The organism is Corynebacterium sp. CTNIH16 (genome assembly GCF_032821655.1).
Lineage (GTDB): Bacteria > Actinomycetota > Actinomycetes > Mycobacteriales > Mycobacteriaceae > Corynebacterium > Corynebacterium marquesiae.
The window spans coordinates 74,970-92,885 of the sequence record NZ_JAVBIG010000011.1 but is presented as its reverse complement, the minus strand read 5'-3'; the positions used below and the strand labels follow the sequence as shown (position 1 = coordinate 92,885).

The window sequence follows — 17,916 nt, the reverse complement described above, 5'->3', positions numbered from 1 at the left end:
CGCCCAGCCCTCTACGACAACGCTATCGACACCGACTACACCCACTCAATCGGCATTCAAAAAGGCCAAATCTAACCCCCGCGACACGCCGAGCCAGACACACATTTTGACCCTTAACCCCGGTCTGTGGCTCCGCAGCACCACGACCAGGATCGCTGATAAAACAAAAATATCCCCGAACCGCTCCCACTTTAAGTAAGAGCTTGTTCGGGGATGTTTTCTTAGTCGGCCTTAGTTAGGCAGTTGCTTCTGCAGCAACCTCTTCAGCCGGAACGATGTTGACCATACGACGGCCACGCTTGATACCGAACTCAACGGAGCCAGCCGCAAGCGCGAACAGGGTATCGTCGCCGCCGCGGCCTACGTTCTCACCTGGGTGGAACTTGGTACCGCGCTGACGCACGATGATCTCGCCGGCATTAACCTGCTGACCACCGAAGCGCTTGACACCGAGACGCTTGGACTCGGAATCGCGACCGTTGCTGGAGCTGGAAGCACCCTTCTTGTGTGCCATGTGGTTTTCCCTCCTTTAGGGATAATTACAGCCGGTTAAGGCTTACTTGATACCGGTGATCTTCAAGGTGGTCACAGGCTGACGGTGGCCCAGACGCCTCTTGTAACCAGTCTTGTTCTTGTACTTCAGGATATCGACCTTCGGGCCCTTACCCTGCTCTACGATTTCTGCGGAGACAGAAACCTTCTCCAAGTCGGAAGCCTTGGACTTAACATCGGCGCCATCGACGAGCAGAACCGGGGTGAGAGCTACGGCAGAGCCTGGCTCACCCTCGATCTTCTCGACCTTGACGAGGTCACCTTCAGCAACCTTGTACTGCTTGCCGCCGGTCTTGACGATCGCGTACATAGAGGGTTACCCCTTATCTAAACTCGCTCGGAAGCAACCGGGGAGGCCGCGTTCCGAATGGACACTTACACATTGCGTTTAGTTCCCGCGCGAACATGCCCGCACAGCTCACTAAGTGAGTGTCGGACTGATCCAGCGTCGTGAGTACTAAACAGCGACTGTCAAAGACTACCCCGTAGCGGGCACAAAATACAAACCACGCTTTTTGTGCCCGCGTGGCGTAGCCCTAAGACGTGCTTCGCCGTGCTACGCGGCGTCGGCCGCGCCCAGCCTTAGCGCGCGACATTTCCTTGTGCGCACCGCTCGCGGAAGACTGCTTCTGCTCTGCGTTATCCTGCACCTTTGGGGCCTTGGCGCTTGCCGACGTCCCCTTCTTGCGCACCGCCCTCTTCTTTCCGCGGCGCAGCACCTTGGTATCGCCCGTGGTCGCCCGCTGGCCAGCATTGGAACGATCCGGCGAGCCACCCTGCTGCGTCGAACGGCCTTGGGCGGTCTTCGCTGCCTTCGGATTCTCTGCTACCGCCTTTTTAGGAGCGGCCTGTCGCACGGCACGGCGACGCCCACGGCCCTTGCCACCGGCGCGCCCCGCACGCGCGGCGCCAGCGGCCTTTTCATGGCGCTGCTCGGCGGACCCGCCCGCCTGCTTGTGCTCGTGCTCCTGCGCCTTTTCCTTGACCTCGTGCGGCACACGCGAGGTGTTCCGACGCTTGGCCTGCTGGGTGCGCACCGCACGACGGCGGCCACGCCCGCGAGCCTTGCGCTCTTCGCGCGAGCTCTTCTGTCCGCGCTGGGCTTCAGCGCCGTTGGCATTATCGTGGGCGTCGACAGAGTCCTGATCACCGGAGACCGCGAAGTCCTGCGGCTGCGGGCGCCTATCGGAGCGCGAATTGCCGCGAGTGCGACGCTTGCGGCGTGGGGAAGCCTCAAACTCAGCTACTGCCTCGTCATAGGTCTTTTCAATTGCCGTCTCCGTAGCCGTTGCCTTCTCAGTAGTCTTCTGCTCGCCGCCTGCAGCCGTACGCGTGGCCTTAGACCGGCGCGTCGCCCGGCGCGGCTTCTTGCCACGCTTGGAGCCCGCCGCGGCACCTGGGTGTACCTGCGCAATAGCACCCGAGTCGGCGTCCGTATCCGCATCGGGGACGTAGGAATTAAATTCCTGCACCTCGTCACTCTCGGCAGCATTATCCGCCGCGGTGTACGCGATGGCCTCGATATCGGATACCTCAGTCTGGGTGTGCCTGCGCGCGCGGCGGCGACCGCGTCCACGTCCGCGCTCCTTGTTGCGGTCATGGTCCCCGCTGTCCTCTTCCGATCCAGCGTACGACTGAGCCGGGCCGCGCTCATCTACAACGACGTTCGCTACGAGTTCTTCCAGCGACGTCTTCGCAGATTCCCGTGCGGCCTCTTCGCTCTCGGTACCGTAGACCGGCGCCTGGGTCTTCTTAAATCGCTTAGGCTTGGAGGAGCTTTCGGCGGCGTCGTCAAGCTCGTGCTTATGCATCGCCACCGCAGCCGGGTGCTGCTGCGGATCGTGGTGTTGCTTCTTGTGCGCCTTGGGCTTGCGGCCAGAATGCTTGGAGCGCTGCTCGTCCTCGGCCTCATCCACCGGATACTGGTGAATGATGATGCCACGGCCGTTACAGCACTCGCACTCGGTGGAGAACGTTTCTACCAAGCCGGTGCCGAGGCGCTTACGGGTCATCTGCACCAAACCCAGCGACGTCACCTCCGAGACCTGGTGGCGGGTGCGATCGCGGCCCAAGGCTTCCTTCAGGCGGCGCAGCACCAGATCCTGGTTTTCCGGCAGGACCATATCAATAAAGTCCACGACGATCATGCCGCCCAAATCGCGCAGGCGCATCTGGCGCACGATTTCTTCGGCCGCCTCGAGGTTATTGCGGGTAACTGTTTCCTCTAGGTTGCCGCCGGAACCGGTGAATTTGCCGGTATTGACGTCGATGACGGTCATGGCCTCGGTGCGGTCGATGACCAACGTGCCGCCGGAGGGCAGCCATACCTTGCGCGAGAGCGCCTTATGCAGCTGCTCATCAATGCGGTAAGCCTCGAAGGCATCTTGCCCGCCGTGGTCCTTGGCACGGTAGCGCACCACGCGGTCGGCAAGGTCTGGCGCCATGGAATCCACATAAGCACGGACGGTGTTAAAGGAACGCTTGCCATCGACGATGAGCTCAGTGAAGTCTTCGTTGAAGAGATCGCGCACCACCTTGATGAGCATGTTCGGCTCTTCATACATGGTCACCGGCTTGGCACCCTTGGAGGATTTTTCTTTCTTAGCGTGTGCCACGATGTCCTCCCACCGGCTGTGCAGGCGGTTGACGTCGGTAGCGATTGCCTTTTCCGGTACGTTTTCGGCGGCGGTGCGAATGATCGCTCCACCATCGCCTGGAACCACGCGGCCGAGGATATCCTTCAAGCGCTTGCGCTCTGGGGCAGGCAACTTGCGGGAAATGCCGGCGCTGCGCCCGCCCGGTACGTAGACCAGGTAGCGGCCAGCAAGGGAAATCTGGGTGGTAAGGCGCGCGCCCTTATGACCGATGGGATCCTTAGCCACCTGCACCAGCACCTGGTCGCCAGACTTCAGGGCGTTTTCTACCTTGCGGGCGCGCCCGTGCAGCTTGGTCTTGCGCCAGTCGATTTCACCGGCGTAGAGCACGCCGTTTCGGCCCTGTCCAATGTCCACGAAGGCCGCCTCCATGGACGGCAGCACGTTTTGAACGCGGCCCAAGTAGATATTGCCAATGAGCGAGGCCTGGGACTCGGTAGTCACGAAGTGCTCGACCAACAGGTCATCTTCTAACACGCCCACCTGGGTGATAATGCCGGAGCCGTCCTCGCGCTCCTTATCGCGCACCACCATGGTGCGCTCCACAGCTTCGCGGCGGGCAAGGAACTCCGCTTGGGAGACGATGTGCTGGCGGGTGCGGCCCTTTTCGCGCAATTCCGCGCGGCGGCGCTTCTGAGCCTCGATGCGTGTGGAGCCGCGGATGGCTTTCGGCTCTTCAATGTGCTCGGGCTCGTCTGCCTGCTCTTCACGCTTCGCACCCGCGCCGCGTCCGCGGGATGCGCCGCGGCGCCCGCGGCGGCGGCCCTCAGGCTTTCCGGAACCGCGGTCGGGGCTGGAGTACTCGCGGCTTTCTGCGGCGGAGTCTGCAGCATCCTCGTTGTCGTCGCTTGCCGAGTCGTCGGCCGAGAAGTCCTCCTCCGCTGCATCTAAAGCCGATGCAAATGCCGCAGCTTCGTCCTGCTGCGGGGCCATGAAGATGGGCGCAAAGTCATAGTGCCCGGAGTCTTCCTCGGATTCGGCGCGTGGGACGATGTGCGGCGCGTAGTAGTCATCCTCGAAGTCCTCGCCGGCTTCTGCCAGCGCCTCGTGCAGCTTTGCCGCATCAACCGTTCCGGTATCAAAGCCGCTCGCAGGTGCTTTTTCCGCCTCCTCCGTGGCTTCTGCTGCTTCGGGTACTTCTGCTTCAGCGTGCTCGGCGCCCTCGGTGGCTGCGCCAGTTTCGGCCGCAGCCTGGGCAAGCGATGCCTCTACCTTGTCTTCGATCTGGGAGATTTCATTATCCACGTTCTTGCGCACGCGGTGGCGCAGGTGCTCTTCGTCTTCCGTGGACTGCCCCCCTTCCTCTGACTCGGTGGTATCTGCCGGCTCTTCGGGCGCTGGTGCGGCGGACTTACGGGTGGCCTTGCGGGCGCGCTTGGCGCGCTTCTTCGCTGGCTTCTTTTCCGCTTCCTCGTCCGGGTTTTCTTCCGGTTGCGCAGCAGGCTTGTCCTCGGGCTCTTCAGCCGGTGCTTCAGTGGTGTCGCCCGCGGGGGCGTCGGCAACCGCGGCGGCATTCGCCACAGCATCCAGTACTTGGCCTGCTTCCTCGCGGGTGAGGGAGCTTTGCGCGCTCTTTTTCAGGCCCATGTCCTTAAGCTGTGCCACCAGTTCGCGCGAGGAAAGCCCCAGCTGCTTGGCTAGGGCATAGACGCGGGTCTTGTCCTTGAGCTGGCCGCGGTCTAGGTTCTGGGCCAAAGACGCCGCAGCCTGGAGGTTTTCAGTTGTTTCTTGAGAGTTCTGTGCCACCATGTTCGGGCTTACTCCTGTACATCGTCCGTATTTGGCGCGGCCTCGGGCGCAGGCACGGCCAAAGACCGTACCGCCGCCGCGCGAGGTTTTCTGTGCACCAGAAAAGTTTGTGGGATATGAAGTTATGCCGCGTCTCGTACGCGCTATCCCCCATTGTGTCACAGAAACGCGGCCAGGCTGGCAGGCGGTGTTATGTTGGCAGCGTGGCAGAACTAGCACGAATCCCCGCCCGCGAGCTGGCGCAGCATCGGCACCGCAATGAAGTCCCAGTGCGCTCGGCGCTTTACTTCGGCGTGCCGGCCGGCTTTGCCGTTGGCTTCGCCAACACAGGCGTGGATTATATGTTGATGGGAGCCGGTGTCTTTGCCGTCTTTGCGGTGCTGGGGTTGGTGCACCTCATCCGCAATTACCCGCGCGGCATCAACGCTGCGCAAGAGGAATTCCGCGATGGCGACTATCCCACGATTGCCTATATCGCCCCGTTTATCCCGATCGCTGCGCCATTGATCATGGCACCACTGAGCGCGGCCAACCTGCTTCCAGAGGTAGAGCTGGCCCCGCCCGTTGCCGGAATTCTGTCCGGGGCATGGTGGGCCTTTGGCTTGCCGCTGGGCATATGGGGCATGTTTTCTCAGTCCTTCCGCATCGGCCGGCGCCGCATCAACAAGATTTTGGAAAAGGACCCGCTCGACGGGGTTACGGAGGCTCGCTTGCAGCTTGCCGACGCCCACTCGGACATCCTCACCGCCCTCGTCGCCACCGGCGCGGTGCAGGGAAACACGATTAATTCCACTGCCCTCTCGAAGTTCATGCGGGTAGACCTCGATCCTCTATGCGAGCACCTCGATGCTTTGGCAAAGGCGGACTTGGTGAAGCTGAGCCGAATGGGCCTGCGCACCGCGCCTGCAAAGTGGACCATCACCATCACGCCGACTGGGGTGCGCTGTTTGTATCAAGTGGGCCGGCGTTAATTTGGCAAGCTTTTGTCTCCGGGGAAAAGCTCCGGCCCTATCCAGAGCATTACGTACACGAGTCCGACAAGTACCGGAATTTCAATAAGCGGCCCGATGGTACCGGCGAGAGCCTGTGCCGACGCCGCCCCAAAAGTGCCAATGGAAACCGCGATGGCTAGTTCGAAATTATTACCAGCTGCGGTAAACGCAACGGAAGCGGATTGCGCGTAGTTCATTCCCACGACCTTTGCCACACCCAAAGCTAGGAAAAACATTCCAACAAAGTAGATGACCAACGGAATCGCAACCTTGATCACTGCCGTGGGCTGCGCTACCAACTGTTCTCCCTGCAGGGAGAATAGCAACACAATGGTATAGAGCAAGCCGATCATCGCCAAGGGAGAAACTGCCGGAAGGAAGCGGTTTTCAAACCATTCGCGGCCTTTGACTTTCTCACCCCAGACCCGTGAGAGCACACCAAGCAGCAGGGGGACTCCCAAAAATACGAGAACCGCGGTGACGATAGACCAAAAAGAGAAATCAGCAGAGGTGGTATCTAGCCCCAACCACCCTGGCAAAATCTGCAAATAGAACCATCCCAGCACACCGAACATGGCTACCTGGAATACAGAGTTTATGGCGACAAGAACGGCGGTGGCCTCCCGATCGGCGCAGGAGAGATCGGACCACACTAGGACCATTGCGATACAACGGGCTAGTCCAACGATAATCAGGCCGGTTCGCAGCTCTGGCTGATCGGCCAGAAATATCCACGCCAGGGTGAACATCACTGCAGGCCCCACCAGCCAGTTCAGCACAATCGATACCACCATCAACCGGCCATCGGCAGCAATATCTCGGGTCTTTTCATAGCGGACTTTAGCCAGGGGCGGATACATCATAACTAGCAGGCCCAGCGCGATTGGAAGAGAAATACCGCCAACCTCTAGAGCAGACAGTGCTTCTCCAATGCCTGGCAGGAAGTGGCCTATCAATAGCCCCACGGCCATGGCCATGATGATCCAAACGGGAAGGAATCTATCGAGAAATGACAACTTTGGGCGTTGCGTAACGGCCATGGCTCTCCTTGTGCGACGAGGAATTCAACTTTCGAGCAGTACTTTAATCACCCATATTGATACTCGTCAATATAACGGAGTGGGAGGAAGGCTCCTTATACTGTGTGCATGGACTCCTCCCCTAGCAATGCCGACAACACCCCGGATGCACAGTGCTGTTCCCTGAGCAGTGGCCCGCTCAGCCCGGGCGACTCCCTCCGCTTTTCCCAGCAATTTAAAGTACTTGCTGACCCAGCCCGCCTGCGCCTGCTATCCATATTGTGCGACGAGGGCTGCGGCCCGATGAGTGTTACGGAATTGACCGCGCTTTCCGGCCTTAGCCAACCGACGGTATCTCATCACCTCGGCAAGTTGAGGGAATCCGGTCTTTTAATCAAGCAACAATCGGGCCGTACCGTTACCCATCGAGTGCAAAAGGAAGCCTTCCGCACACTGCGCCAGTTACTCTCCTTCGATTAGGAGAACTCCAGTCCTAGTCTGCGAAGTGAATGACCTCGCGTGCAATATCCTCAGCAATGATCTGCCGCGTTAGGCATCTTAAACTCCCAGAACAAACCCCTGCTTAAGTTCTGCCTCTCTACGTATTTGCGGCTTTGCCGTTTCAATACTTATTCAGGATAGGGCCGGATACTCGGTATGCGGCTCTCCGCCTGGGCTTATGGGTCAAGCAATAAATAAAGCCCGAGCCTGTAGGCTCGGGCTGAACGATGCGCTAAGTGCGCAGAAGTTTAGAGGTTCGGGAACCAGATAGCGATCTCGCGCTCTGCAGACTCAGGGGAGTCAGAGCCGTGCACGATGTTCTCGCTAACGGTCAGAGCAAAGTCGCCGCGGATGGTGCCCGGGGTGGCCTTGGAGACTGGGTCGGTGCCGCCAGCCAGCTGACGCCATGCCTCGATGGCACGCTCGCCCTCGACAACACCAGCGATAAGCGGTGCGGAGGTGATGAACTCAACGAGGTCACCGAAGAATGGCTTATCCTTGTGCTCCTCGTAGTGCTTCTCCGCAGTCTCGCGGTCAGCAACGCGCAGGTCGAGTTCGGCCAGCTTCAGGCCCTTGCGCTCGATGCGGGAGATGATTTCGCCTACGTGGCCGTTCTTTACGCCGTCCGGCTTGATGAGAATCAGTGTACGTTCAGTCATGCCCCACACTGTACCGAAACCGCACGCATGCGTCGCGCGCTGGGGTATTCCTTTGGGGTAAAAGTATGGGGATCCAGGGCTATGCGAGTTGTTTAACTATCTCTTCGGCACGCTCCTGCGAGGTGCCCCGAAACCACAGGCGCACTTGGCCTACTGCGGCGCCAAACTGGCCATTGGCCAGCAGGCGTTGCAGCTCCGCGCGCTGTTCTTTATCCAAATCTTCGAAGGTGGCTTCTTTGGCCGGCTCGAAGTTGCTCCGCAGGGCCAAAACCAGAAAAACGCCGCCAATAATGAGGGCGACTAGCGGTAGCCACGGCGTTCCCGTAGCGGCGCGGGCTACCACCGCGGCGACGCAGGCGAGTGCGGCAAGGACGAGATAGAGAGTGCGCATGGCCGCCAGTCTATCGCGTCTTGCCCACTCGCCGAAGGCATCAAGGCTACCGTGCTATTTCTCGTTGAGGTGCTGCGTGGTGAGGTATCCGCGCTTCATGCGGGCGATGAGGTTGCTGCGCAGGTAGACGGCCAGCAGCCACTCCATGCCAAAGATGATGAAGATGGCGGCCACGGCCCAGTGGACCATAAAGCCCACAATGACGCACAACAGCTGCGCCCATACGATGACAGACAGCGCCCACTTCTTATTCATGAACGCGATCATCACGAGGTGAAATACCACTGCGGCGATGACAAAGCCGTAGTTGAAGGGGGTCCACAAGGTACCGTCATACAACTTGTACAGCATCGGCAGTGCGAAGGATAGGGCGAGCGCCTCCATGGTCAGGGAGCTGGCAATGACCATCCCGTTGAAGCTTTTAAGTGGGTCCTTGACTGGGGCTTGGCCCATGCCGAGAGGTCCAATCTCGCTTTCAGGGATATGTTCCTCGCGGCCGCGGGCACGGCTGCTGCGGGGCGGGCGGGGTTGGCGCTCTCCGCCTGGGTGGTGATTGTCGCGGCTCATGCAGGTTCCTTTCCAAACATCGCGCGGGCATCACCAGCGGTGACGACCGAGCCGGTGATGATGATGCCGGAGCCGGACTGGACCTCGGCGTCCTCGGCAAGCTCCACGGCCTGGGCATAGGCGCCCGGCAGGTTATCGGCTACGTGCACGCGCTCCTCGCCAAAGATATCGCGGGCGGTCTCTGCCAAGTCGTAGGCATCGAGGGCGCGCGGCGAGGAGTTTTGGGTGATGACTACCTCGGTGAGGTACGGCTCTAGCGCGGTAAGGATGCCGGTAGCGTCCTTGTCCGCGAAGATCGAGAGCACACCGATGAGGCGGGCGAAGTCGAAATCGCGGTCCAGTGCAGCACCTAGTGCCTTGGCGCCATGTGGATTATGGGCGGCGTCAATAAACGTCGTCGGCGAGGTGCGCACGCGCTCCAGGCGGCCGGGCGAAATCGCTTGGGCAAAACCATTGCGCACGGTCGCAACATCCAGCGGGTGGCCGGCCGAGGCGCCGAAGAATGCCTCCACCGCAGCAAGAGCCACAGCGGCATTTTTGGCCTGGTGCTCGCCGTGCAGGGGTAGGAAAATATCGTCGTACAGACCGCCAAGGCCCTGGATATTGACCTGCTGGCCGCCGACGGCAATGCGCGATTCGAGGGCGGCAAACTCGGAACCGGAGCGAGCCACGCCTGCCTCGACATCAACGGCCTGCTGCAGGATGACGCGCATAGCCTCCGGGTCCTGTTCAGCGATGACGACAATGTTTTCATTCGGGGTCAACGGATCATCGGCGTCTTCGCGCGGCTTAATAATGCCAGCCTTCTCACCGGCGATTTCGGTGATCGTATCGCCTAAATAATCCGTATGGTCCATGCCCACTGGGGTAATGACGGAAACGTCCGCATTGACCACGTTGGTGGCATCCCACCGGCCGCCGAGGCCGACTTCTACGACGGCGACGTCCACGGGGGCGTCGGCAAACGCGGCATAGGACAAGCCGACGAGGACCTCGAACTTGGACATGGGAACGTCCGACTGGGCATCGACCATCTCCACAAAAGGCTTAATCTCGTGCCAGATGCGCACATAGTCGTGCGGATGGATGGGCTGGCCGTCGATGCCGATGCGCTCGGTAACGCGCTGCAGGTGCGGGCTGGTCACCAGGCCGACGCGACGGTGGAAGGCACGCAGGAGCGAATCCACCATGCGCGCAGTAGAGGACTTGCCGTTGGTACCGGCAACGTGGATGACATCGAAGGAACGCTCAGGGTGGCCGAGTAGATCCATGAGCATCTCGATGCGATCAAGGGAAGGCTCAATCTTGGTCTCCGGCCAGCGCTCATTGAGCTCTTCCTCTACCTCCGCAAGGGCGCGCAACTCCTCGGCCGACACCTCCTGTGGTGCGGCCTCGTTGTACTCATCCTCGCTGCCCATGCCCAAGTTGAGCGTCAGGCCGGACTCGGTAATTTCCACCGGGCCACCGTCGGTGCCTTCTTTGAGGGCATCGACGATTTCGAAGTCCTCTGTCTCCTTGTCCTTGTCCGCCACTACTTCAGGCCCTCCAAACGGCTGGTGATGCGCTCGACCTCTTCGCGGGCGATCTGCTGGCGCTCCTTGATCTTATTGACCACTTCTTCCGGTGCCTTGGACAGGAAGTTCTCGTTGCCCAGCTTCTTGCCGGTCTGCTCCAGTTCCTTATTGGCCTTGGCCAGGTCCTTTTCCAGGCGCTTGCGCTCGGCTTCTACGTCCACGGCGCCGTGGGTATCCAGGGTGACCTCCACGGTGGCCTGGGAAAGGCGTACCTCGATCGAGGCGGAAGGATCGAAATCCTCGCCTGGGGCGGTGGTATTGGCCAGATTGCGCACCAGTTCCTCTTGGCCGGCGAGATCCGCTGCGGCAAAGTCGAGGCGGCCCGGCACCTTCTGGGAAGGCTTTACGCCCTGGTCAGAGCGGAAGCGGCGCAGCTCGGTGATGAGCTTATCGGCGTCCTCGATGCGGCGGGCGGCCACCTCATCCTTGGTGGCGCCACCGTTGGTATCGGCAACGGTTGGCCATGGTGCCACGACGATGGACTCGCCGCCGGTCAGCGCCTTCCACAGCACCTCGGTGACGAATGGCATGGTCGGGTGCAGCAGGCGCAGAACAACGTCGAGCACGCGGCCCAACACGATCTGGGTATTGCGGCCCTGCTCGCTTACGCCATCGCGCGGGATCTGTGTCTTGGCAATCTCCAAGTACCAGTCACATAGCTCGTCCCAGGTGAAGTGGTAGAGCAGCTCGTTGGCCTTGGCAAATTGGTAGTCATCCAGGTAGGCGTCCACCTTGGCGCGAACCTCTTCGGCGCGGTCGAGGATCCACCGGTCGGCGTCGCTAAGCTCCTCGCGGTTCGGCAGCGTGGACACTCCAGCGCCGTTCATGAGCGCGAACTTGGTGGCGTTAAAGAGCTTGGTAGCAAAGTTGCGGGCGGCCGCGGCGGCATCGGAGCCAAGCGGCAGGTCCACGCCGGGGTTGGCGCCGCGGGCAAGGGTAAAGCGCAGGGCATCCGCACCGTAATCGCGCACCCAATCCATCGGGTCAATGCCGTTGCCCAAGGATTTGGACATCTTGCGGCCCTGCTCATCGCGGACCAAGCCGTGCAGGTACAGATCCTTGAACGGAACCTGCGGGCGGCCATCGGTGCCCTCACCCAAAAGCTCCGGGGTATGGGTGCCGGCAAAGGTGCCGAACATCATCATGCGGGCCACCCAGAAGAACAAGATGTCATAGGCGGTGACCAGCACGTTGGTGGGATAGAACTTCTCCAGATCCGGGGTCTTTTCTGGCCAGCCCAGGGTGGAAAATGGCCACAGCGCGGAGGAGAACCAGGTATCCAGCACGTCCGGATCCTGCTCGTATCCTGCCGGCGGCTCCTCATCAGGGCCGACACAGACGATATCTCGCTGGCCGTCCTCACCTTCTGGCCCGTACCAGATAGGAATGCGGTGGCCCCACCACAGCTGGCGGGAGATGCACCAATCGTGCATGTCATCGACCCACTCGAAGTAGCGCGGCTCGAGCGACTGCGGGTGCAGGGTGGTATCGCCCTCGCGCACGGCGTCGCCAGAGGCCTTGGCCATCTTGGCTACGTCTACGAACCACTGCAGCGACAGGCGCGGCTCGATGGGCTCGCCGGAGCGCTCCGAGTGGCCCACGGAGTGGACGTACGGGCGGATTTCCTTGACAATGCGGCCCTGCTCGCGCAGTGCTTCCCGGATCTCCACGCGGGCTTCCTCGCGGGTCAGGCCGTCGAAGCGGGTGCCGGTATTGGCAATGTGGCCGGTGGTATCGATAACGGTGGGCATATCCAGGTTGTGCCGGGTGCCCATCGCGTAGTCATTCGGGTCGTGTGCCGGGGTAATCTTCACCGCACCGGTACCGAATTCCATGTCTACATAGTCATCGGCGATGATCTTGAGCTTGAGGTCATCGCGGAACGGGTGCGGCAGCTCCTTGCCCACCAAGTCTGCATAGCGCTCATCGTCTGGGTGTACGGCAATAGCAACGTCACCCAGCATCGTCTCCACGCGGGTGGTGGCCACGATGAGGTGCGGTTCATCGTCATTGAGCGAGCCATAGCGGATGGACACCAGCTCGCCCTCAACGTCCTTGTACACTACCTCGATATCGGAGACGGCGGTCTCTAGCACCGGCGACCAGTTCACCAGGCGGTTGGCCTGGTAGATCATGCCCTCATCATAGAGGTTCTTAAAGATGGTCTGGACGGCGCGGGAGAGGCCATCATCCAAGGTGAAACGCTCGCGGGACCAGTCTACGGAGTCGCCGATGGCCCGCATCTGGTTCTGGATGGTGCCGCCGTACTGCTCCTTCCATTCCCAGACCTTGCCAATGAATTCTTCGCGCTCATAATCCCAGCGCTTCTTGCCCTCGGTCTCCTTGAGCTTGGCCTCGACCTTGGTCTGGGTGGCAATGCCGGCGTGATCGGCACCGGGCAACCACAGGGTGGCGTAGCCCTGCATGCGCTTGCGGCGGATAATGGAATCAATCAGCGTGTGGTCCAATGCGTGGCCCATATGTAGCTGACCGGTCACATTCGGCGGCGGCAGCACGATGGAATAAGGCTCGGCCTCCGAATTCGCATCCGGAGTGAAGTAGCCCTTTTCTACCCAGCCCTCATAGAGGTCCTTCTCTACGGCCTGCGGCTCCCACGACTTAGGCAGCGCATCGGCGCGGTTGGTACCAACTAATTGCTCATTATTTTGCTCAGTCACCTGGCCGATTCTACCTTGCACGTCAACCGGCTTAGCCAGGCAGGGTGCGCACCGAGTATGAGGTGCGCACCGAGCAGGTTTTAGAGCAGGTCCGCCACGGCCTTGCGCTCCTCGCGCAGCTCGGCCACAGAGGCCTCGATGCGCTCCTTTTGGAATTCAGTGAGCTCGAGCCCCTGCACAATCTCCCACTGGCCATTGCGGCTGACTGTGGGGAATCCGCAAATAAGGCCCCTGTCAACGCCGTAGGATCCGTCCGATACTACCGCCGCGGTGCGCCAATCCTCGGTGCCATGAATCCAGTCATGCATGTGGTCCACGGCTGCCGACGCCGCCGAAGCGGCCGAGGAGCTGCCGCGTACCTCAATAATCTCCGCACCGCGCTTGGCCACCTTGGGGATCATTGCCTCCCGGTACCACTCCTGGTCCACCTCAGCGTTGGAATAGGTAATATCCGGGAACTGGCTAGCAGAATGGTTGCCCCAGACCACGACCTTGGTGAAATCAGTAGTGGATTTGCCGGTCTTTAGCGCTAGCTGGCTCAAGGTGCGGTTGTGATCCAAGCGCATGAGGGCAGTGAACTGGGAATCATCCAAGTCCGGTGCATTATTCGCCGCGATGAGCGCATTAGTATTTGCTGGGTTGCCCACCACGAGCACGCGGACATCGCGCGCGGCGTAGTCATTAATGGCCTTGCCTTGCTTGGTGAAGATGGCGCCATTGGCTTCCAGCAGGTCGGCGCGCTCCATTCCCTTGCTGCGTGGGCGAGCGCCGACAAGGAACGCAGCGGAGGTGTTTTCAAAAGCTTCTTTCAGATCATCAGTAACCGTAATGGAGTTAACCAGCGGCAGGGCGGAGTCATTGAGCTCCATGGCTACGCCGTGGGCCTTTTCCACGGCAGCGGGAATTTCCAGCAACGCTAGGTCTACCGGGGTGTCCTTTCCGTACACATCACCGGCAGCGATGCGCCACAGCAGCGAATACGCGATGTTGCCGGCGGCGCCGGTGACAGTGATTTTGACGGGCTGGGTCATGGTGTAAAGCCTCCTCAATAATGGCTGCGACATGGGCGGCACACGCGAGCCGGTGTGCTCGCACCGCCACGAAATGTAGTCCACCACCGAGCTTAGCCCCACCGCCAGCATTCGCGCTGCGAATCTAGCCCCCTCTTTTGGAGGGAAATTCTAGGGCACTTGCGTTAAATTACCCCCATTTACCTCCAATTTAGCGCCCCCAATGGGCCAGATACTCCCGCACGGGGTGATTAATCGGGCATGATAGGAAACGGAAATGCGGGACACTCCCCCACGCTGCACACCCAGATTGCCTAGGGATTTCCTACTCCCGCACTATGAGACATCAGTTCACCGCGCCACCGCCGCGCCGCAAGGATTAAGGACTTACGCAATGAGCACTGAGAATACTGACCCACTGCAGGCTGCAGACCAGGCAGATTCCGCTCACGCGGCCCACGCGGAGTCCGTCAGCATTGACTCCGTGGTGGACGTTGCGATCAAGCAGTTTTCTCGCTTTGGCTTTACAGAAACCAAGCTAGAATCCATCGCCCAAGAATCCGGCATGTCCAAGCGCATGATCCATTACCACTTTGGCGATAAGAAGGGCCTTTACCTACGTGCACTGAGCACCGCCGCGCAGCGCCTCAATCCGCCTGAGGATGCCCTGGAAATCGATACCACGGTTCCGGTCGAAGGCGTGCGCAAGCTGGTGGATTGGCTCTTTCGCGAGCGCGTAGCCAACCCGGAGGCCATCCGCATGCTGGTGTGGGAAACTAACCAGCAGATTCTGGACCCGGCACAGCAGGCTATTGCCGACGTCGCCGGGGTAGCCCTCCACCTCGACCGCCTGCTGCTCTTGGGCCAAGATGCCGGCGCCTTCCGCCCCGGCATCTCCGCCAATGACATTTTCACCCTGATTTCCTCGTTGACGGTCTACCGCGTAACCAACCAGGTGATGGTGGAAAACATGCTGGGCGTTAATTTCAATACCCAAGAAAATATCGACGGCATGCATAGGCTCACCGTTGATGCTGTGCTGGCGTTTTTGACCGCCAATATTCCGGCCTCGGGCCACGAGTCCTACCTCACCTCGTCCTCGTTCGATACCAAGGAAGGTGACGAGGCCTCCCCGCAGGATATCTACAGCGAGGAGTAATAGCGCGGGCCTTCCGGCCCACGCCCTACCCTGCCTGCGGACAGTGGCAAGGATGTAAGCGGAGAGCCCTTAGGCAGATTCTTTTGCCTCATCCTTATAGCTAAACTGTGGCTCCGCGCCCGCGGTCACGCACTCTGGGGTGATATGCACCGTGGCGATGTCTTCGCGGTCCGGTAGGTCGTACATGACCGGGACTAAAAGCTCTTCCATGATGGCGCGCAGGCCACGCGCACCCGTCTTGCGCTCCAAGGCGAGCTCCGCGATGGCATCCAAAGCCGCAGGCTCAATCTCCAATTCGCAGTCATCCATCTCGAAGAGGCGGCTGTACTGCTTAACCAGCGAGTTCTTTGGCTCGGTGAGCACCTTCACCAGGGATTCACGGTCCAGGTTATCCACCGTGGCCACGACAGGTAGGCGGCCGATGAACTCTGGAATAAGGCCGAACTTCACTAGATCCTCGGGACGCACCTGGGAGAAAAGGTCAACCTTTTCGCGCTCGTCCTTGGTATCCAAGTTGGCGCCAAAGCCCACGCCTTTCTTGCCCACGCGATCCGCAATGACCTGATCCAGGCCTGCGAAGGCGCCGGCCACAATGAACAAGATATTGGAGGTATCCAGCTGGATAAACTCCTGATTCGGGTGCTTGCGGCCGCCTTGTGGCGGAATGGCCGCCACGGTGCCTTCTAGAATCTTCAGCAGCGCCTGTTGCACGCCCTCACCGGAGACATCGCGGGTAATGGACGGGTTCTCGGACTTGCGGGAAATCTTGTCCACCTCATCGACATAGATGATGCCGCGCTGAGCACGCTCCACGTCAAAGTCCGCGGCCTGCAGCAGCTTCAGGAGGATATTTTCCACATCTTCGCCGACATAGCCGGCCTCGGTGAGGCTGGTGGCATCGGCGATGGCAAAGGGGACATCGAGAAGCCGGGCCAAGGTCTGCGCTAGGTAGGTCTTACCGGAACCGGTGGGGCCCAACATCAAGATATTGGACTTAGAAATCTCCACCTCATCGCCCTCAGCCTTCTTGCGGCGGGCCTCCAATGCGGCCGACTCTTCGGCCTTGATGCGCTTGTAGTGGTTATACACTGCCACAGACAACACGCGCTTGGCCTTGTCTTGGCCGATGACGTACTTATCAAGGAAGGCGGAAATCTGCGAGGGCCGAGGCAGGCGCACCTCCGCATCGGAGGATTCCTGCGCCTGCTCTTGGCCCAGTTCCTCTTCGATGATCTCATTGCATAGCTCGATGCACTCATCGCAGATGTAGACACCGCCGCCGGCGATGAGCTTTTTCACCTGCTTCTGACTCTTGCCACAAAAGGAACACTTGAGCAGGTCAGCGCTTTCTTGCATACGTGCCATTAAGTTCTTTCACACTCGCTTTTCGTACCGCTATCCACAGTTGGAAGGACGATTCTACCCTTCCGAGCGGCTTACTCTTCATCTGTTTCTACCTTAGTAAATCAACCCGACAGGCCCTTCATTCATTCCCTCCCGCGTGGCGAATTTCCCAGGCCTTTCCTGCTCCTGCGGCCTAAACTAGAAGGTGAAATCACCCTCATCCCACCCCTTTTAGGAACAGGAGCATAATGTTCGATCTCACAGGACGAGTAGCCATTGTCACCGGCGGCGCCTCCGGCATTGGCCGCGGCATCGTCGCCTCGCTGCGGGAGGCCGGCGCCACCGTTGTCATCGCCGATATCGACCTCGACCACGCCACCGCTACCGCTAAGGAGTTGGGTGCCAGCGCCATTCGCGTGGACGTCACCGACCGCGCTTCGGTTAAGGACCTGTATCGTCAGGTCACTGTCGAGCACGGCGGCTTCGACATTGTGTGCTCCAATGCCGGGGTCTTTCCCAACTGTCCGCTGGCAGAGATGACCGATGAAAAGTGGGAGGCGATGTTTGCCATCAACACCCATGGCACCTTCAAGGTGGTCCAAGAGGCACTCCCCTACCTCAAGCAACGCCGCTATGGGCGCATCGTCATCACCACATCTATCACCGGCTCACACACGGGCTTTCCGGGTTGGGCCCACTACGGCGCCTCCAAGGCCGCCCAGCAGGGGTTTATGCGTTCAGCCGCGCTGGAAGTGGCCCGCGATGGCATCACCATTAACGGCGTCCTCCCAGGCAATATCCTCACCGAGGGCCTCGAGACCCAAGGCCAGGAGTACCTCGATCAAATGACGCGGTCGGTACCGCTGCACCGCCTGGGCACCCCACGCGATATTGGCACTGCGGCAGCCTTCCTGGCTTCGGAAGAGGCAGGCTATATCACCGGCCAAACCCTCGTCATAGATGGCGGCCAGCTCTTGCCCGAGACTCCCGAGGCTATACTGCCGCCGCGCGATTAGCCGCGCTTGCCGACGTCCCCCATGTGCACAAGGCACGAGGCCCCTTGCTAC

General features: G+C 60.3%; 15 protein-coding genes. 4 read left to right on the top strand and 11 right to left on the bottom strand.

Annotated features, from left to right (window positions below):
- Nucleotides 1–235: 235 nt before the first annotated feature.
- The 3 genes from rpmA to RAE04_RS09915 form a co-directional block, all read right to left on the bottom strand.
- Entirely contained in the window at nucleotides 236–514 is a 279-nt protein-coding gene (gene rpmA / locus RAE04_RS09925) for a 50S ribosomal protein L27 (RefSeq protein ID WP_005324079.1), read from the bottom strand.
- A gap of 42 nt (nucleotides 515–556) precedes the next feature.
- Nucleotides 557–862, bottom strand: a complete 306-nt coding sequence (gene rplU / locus RAE04_RS09920) for a 50S ribosomal protein L21 (protein WP_049377209.1) — start codon at nucleotides 860–862, stop codon at nucleotides 557–559.
- Nucleotides 863–1,088: 226 nt separating this feature from the next.
- Nucleotides 1,089–4,955 carry a translation initiation factor IF-2 N-terminal domain-containing protein gene (locus RAE04_RS09915; protein ID WP_317027246.1) on the bottom strand — a complete coding sequence of 1,289 codons (3,867 nt, stop codon included), beginning with the start codon at nucleotides 4,953–4,955 and terminating at the stop codon, nucleotides 1,089–1,091.
- A gap of 203 nt (nucleotides 4,956–5,158) precedes the next feature.
- Between RAE04_RS09915 and RAE04_RS09910 the strand changes: the two genes are divergently transcribed.
- Nucleotides 5,159–5,926, top strand: a complete 768-nt coding sequence (locus RAE04_RS09910) for a hypothetical protein (protein WP_049377211.1) — start codon at nucleotides 5,159–5,161, stop codon at nucleotides 5,924–5,926.
- Here RAE04_RS09910 and arsB read toward each other — a convergent pair.
- Complete coding sequence (gene arsB, locus RAE04_RS09905) at nucleotides 5,923–6,987, bottom strand: ACR3 family arsenite efflux transporter (protein ID WP_317027245.1); 1,065 nt, start codon at nucleotides 6,985–6,987, stop codon at nucleotides 5,923–5,925. The two genes, RAE04_RS09910 and arsB, sit on opposite strands and share 4 nt — an antisense overlap.
- A gap of 108 nt (nucleotides 6,988–7,095) precedes the next feature.
- Here arsB and RAE04_RS09900 point away from each other — a divergent pair, with 108 nt between their 5' ends.
- On the top strand, nucleotides 7,096–7,446 hold the full coding sequence (locus RAE04_RS09900) for a metalloregulator ArsR/SmtB family transcription factor (RefSeq protein ID WP_317027244.1): 351 nt from the start codon (nucleotides 7,096–7,098) through the stop codon (nucleotides 7,444–7,446).
- Nucleotides 7,447–7,715: 269 nt separating this feature from the next.
- Here RAE04_RS09900 and ndk read toward each other — a convergent pair whose 3' ends face one another.
- From ndk to RAE04_RS09870, 6 genes are all read right to left on the bottom strand, one after another.
- Entirely contained in the window at nucleotides 7,716–8,126 is a 411-nt protein-coding gene (gene ndk / locus RAE04_RS09895; RefSeq protein ID WP_317027243.1) for a nucleoside-diphosphate kinase, read from the bottom strand.
- 79 nt (nucleotides 8,127–8,205) lie between these two features.
- Nucleotides 8,206–8,517 carry a hypothetical protein gene (locus tag RAE04_RS09890; protein WP_225746550.1) on the bottom strand — a complete coding sequence of 104 codons (312 nt, stop codon included), beginning with the start codon at nucleotides 8,515–8,517 and terminating at the stop codon, nucleotides 8,206–8,208.
- 54 nt (nucleotides 8,518–8,571) lie between these two features.
- Entirely contained in the window at nucleotides 8,572–9,084 is a 513-nt protein-coding gene (locus tag RAE04_RS09885; RefSeq protein WP_049377216.1) for a DUF4233 domain-containing protein, read from the bottom strand.
- Nucleotides 9,081–10,616: a bifunctional tetrahydrofolate synthase/dihydrofolate synthase gene (folC, locus tag RAE04_RS09880; protein ID WP_317027242.1), complete on the bottom strand. Its 1,536-nt coding sequence runs from the start codon at nucleotides 10,614–10,616 to the stop codon at nucleotides 9,081–9,083. Before folC ends, RAE04_RS09885 begins: the two co-directional genes overlap by 4 nt.
- Nucleotides 10,616–13,336, bottom strand: a complete 2,721-nt coding sequence (locus tag RAE04_RS09875) for a valine--tRNA ligase (RefSeq protein ID WP_317027241.1) — start codon at nucleotides 13,334–13,336, stop codon at nucleotides 10,616–10,618. Before RAE04_RS09875 ends, folC begins: the two co-directional genes overlap by 1 nt.
- 80 nt (nucleotides 13,337–13,416) lie before the next feature.
- A complete protein-coding gene (locus RAE04_RS09870) occupies nucleotides 13,417–14,367 on the bottom strand; it encodes a malate dehydrogenase (RefSeq protein ID WP_317027240.1) in 951 nt (316 codons plus the stop codon).
- 373 nt (nucleotides 14,368–14,740) lie between these two features.
- Between RAE04_RS09870 and RAE04_RS09865 the strand changes: the two genes are divergently transcribed.
- Complete coding sequence (locus RAE04_RS09865) at nucleotides 14,741–15,505, top strand: TetR/AcrR family transcriptional regulator (RefSeq protein WP_198491940.1); 765 nt, start codon at nucleotides 14,741–14,743, stop codon at nucleotides 15,503–15,505.
- Between the two features lie 69 nt (nucleotides 15,506–15,574).
- Here RAE04_RS09865 and clpX read toward each other — a convergent pair whose 3' ends face one another.
- Nucleotides 15,575–16,870 carry an ATP-dependent Clp protease ATP-binding subunit ClpX gene (gene clpX / locus RAE04_RS09860; protein ID WP_198491941.1) on the bottom strand — a complete coding sequence of 432 codons (1,296 nt, stop codon included), beginning with the start codon at nucleotides 16,868–16,870 and terminating at the stop codon, nucleotides 15,575–15,577.
- A 227-nt stretch (nucleotides 16,871–17,097) separates the two neighbouring features.
- Here clpX and fabG point away from each other — a divergent pair, with 227 nt between their 5' ends.
- Entirely contained in the window at nucleotides 17,098–17,865 is a 768-nt protein-coding gene (gene fabG, locus RAE04_RS09855; RefSeq protein WP_198491942.1) for a 3-oxoacyl-ACP reductase FabG, read from the top strand.
- Nucleotides 17,866–17,916 lie beyond the last annotated feature (51 nt).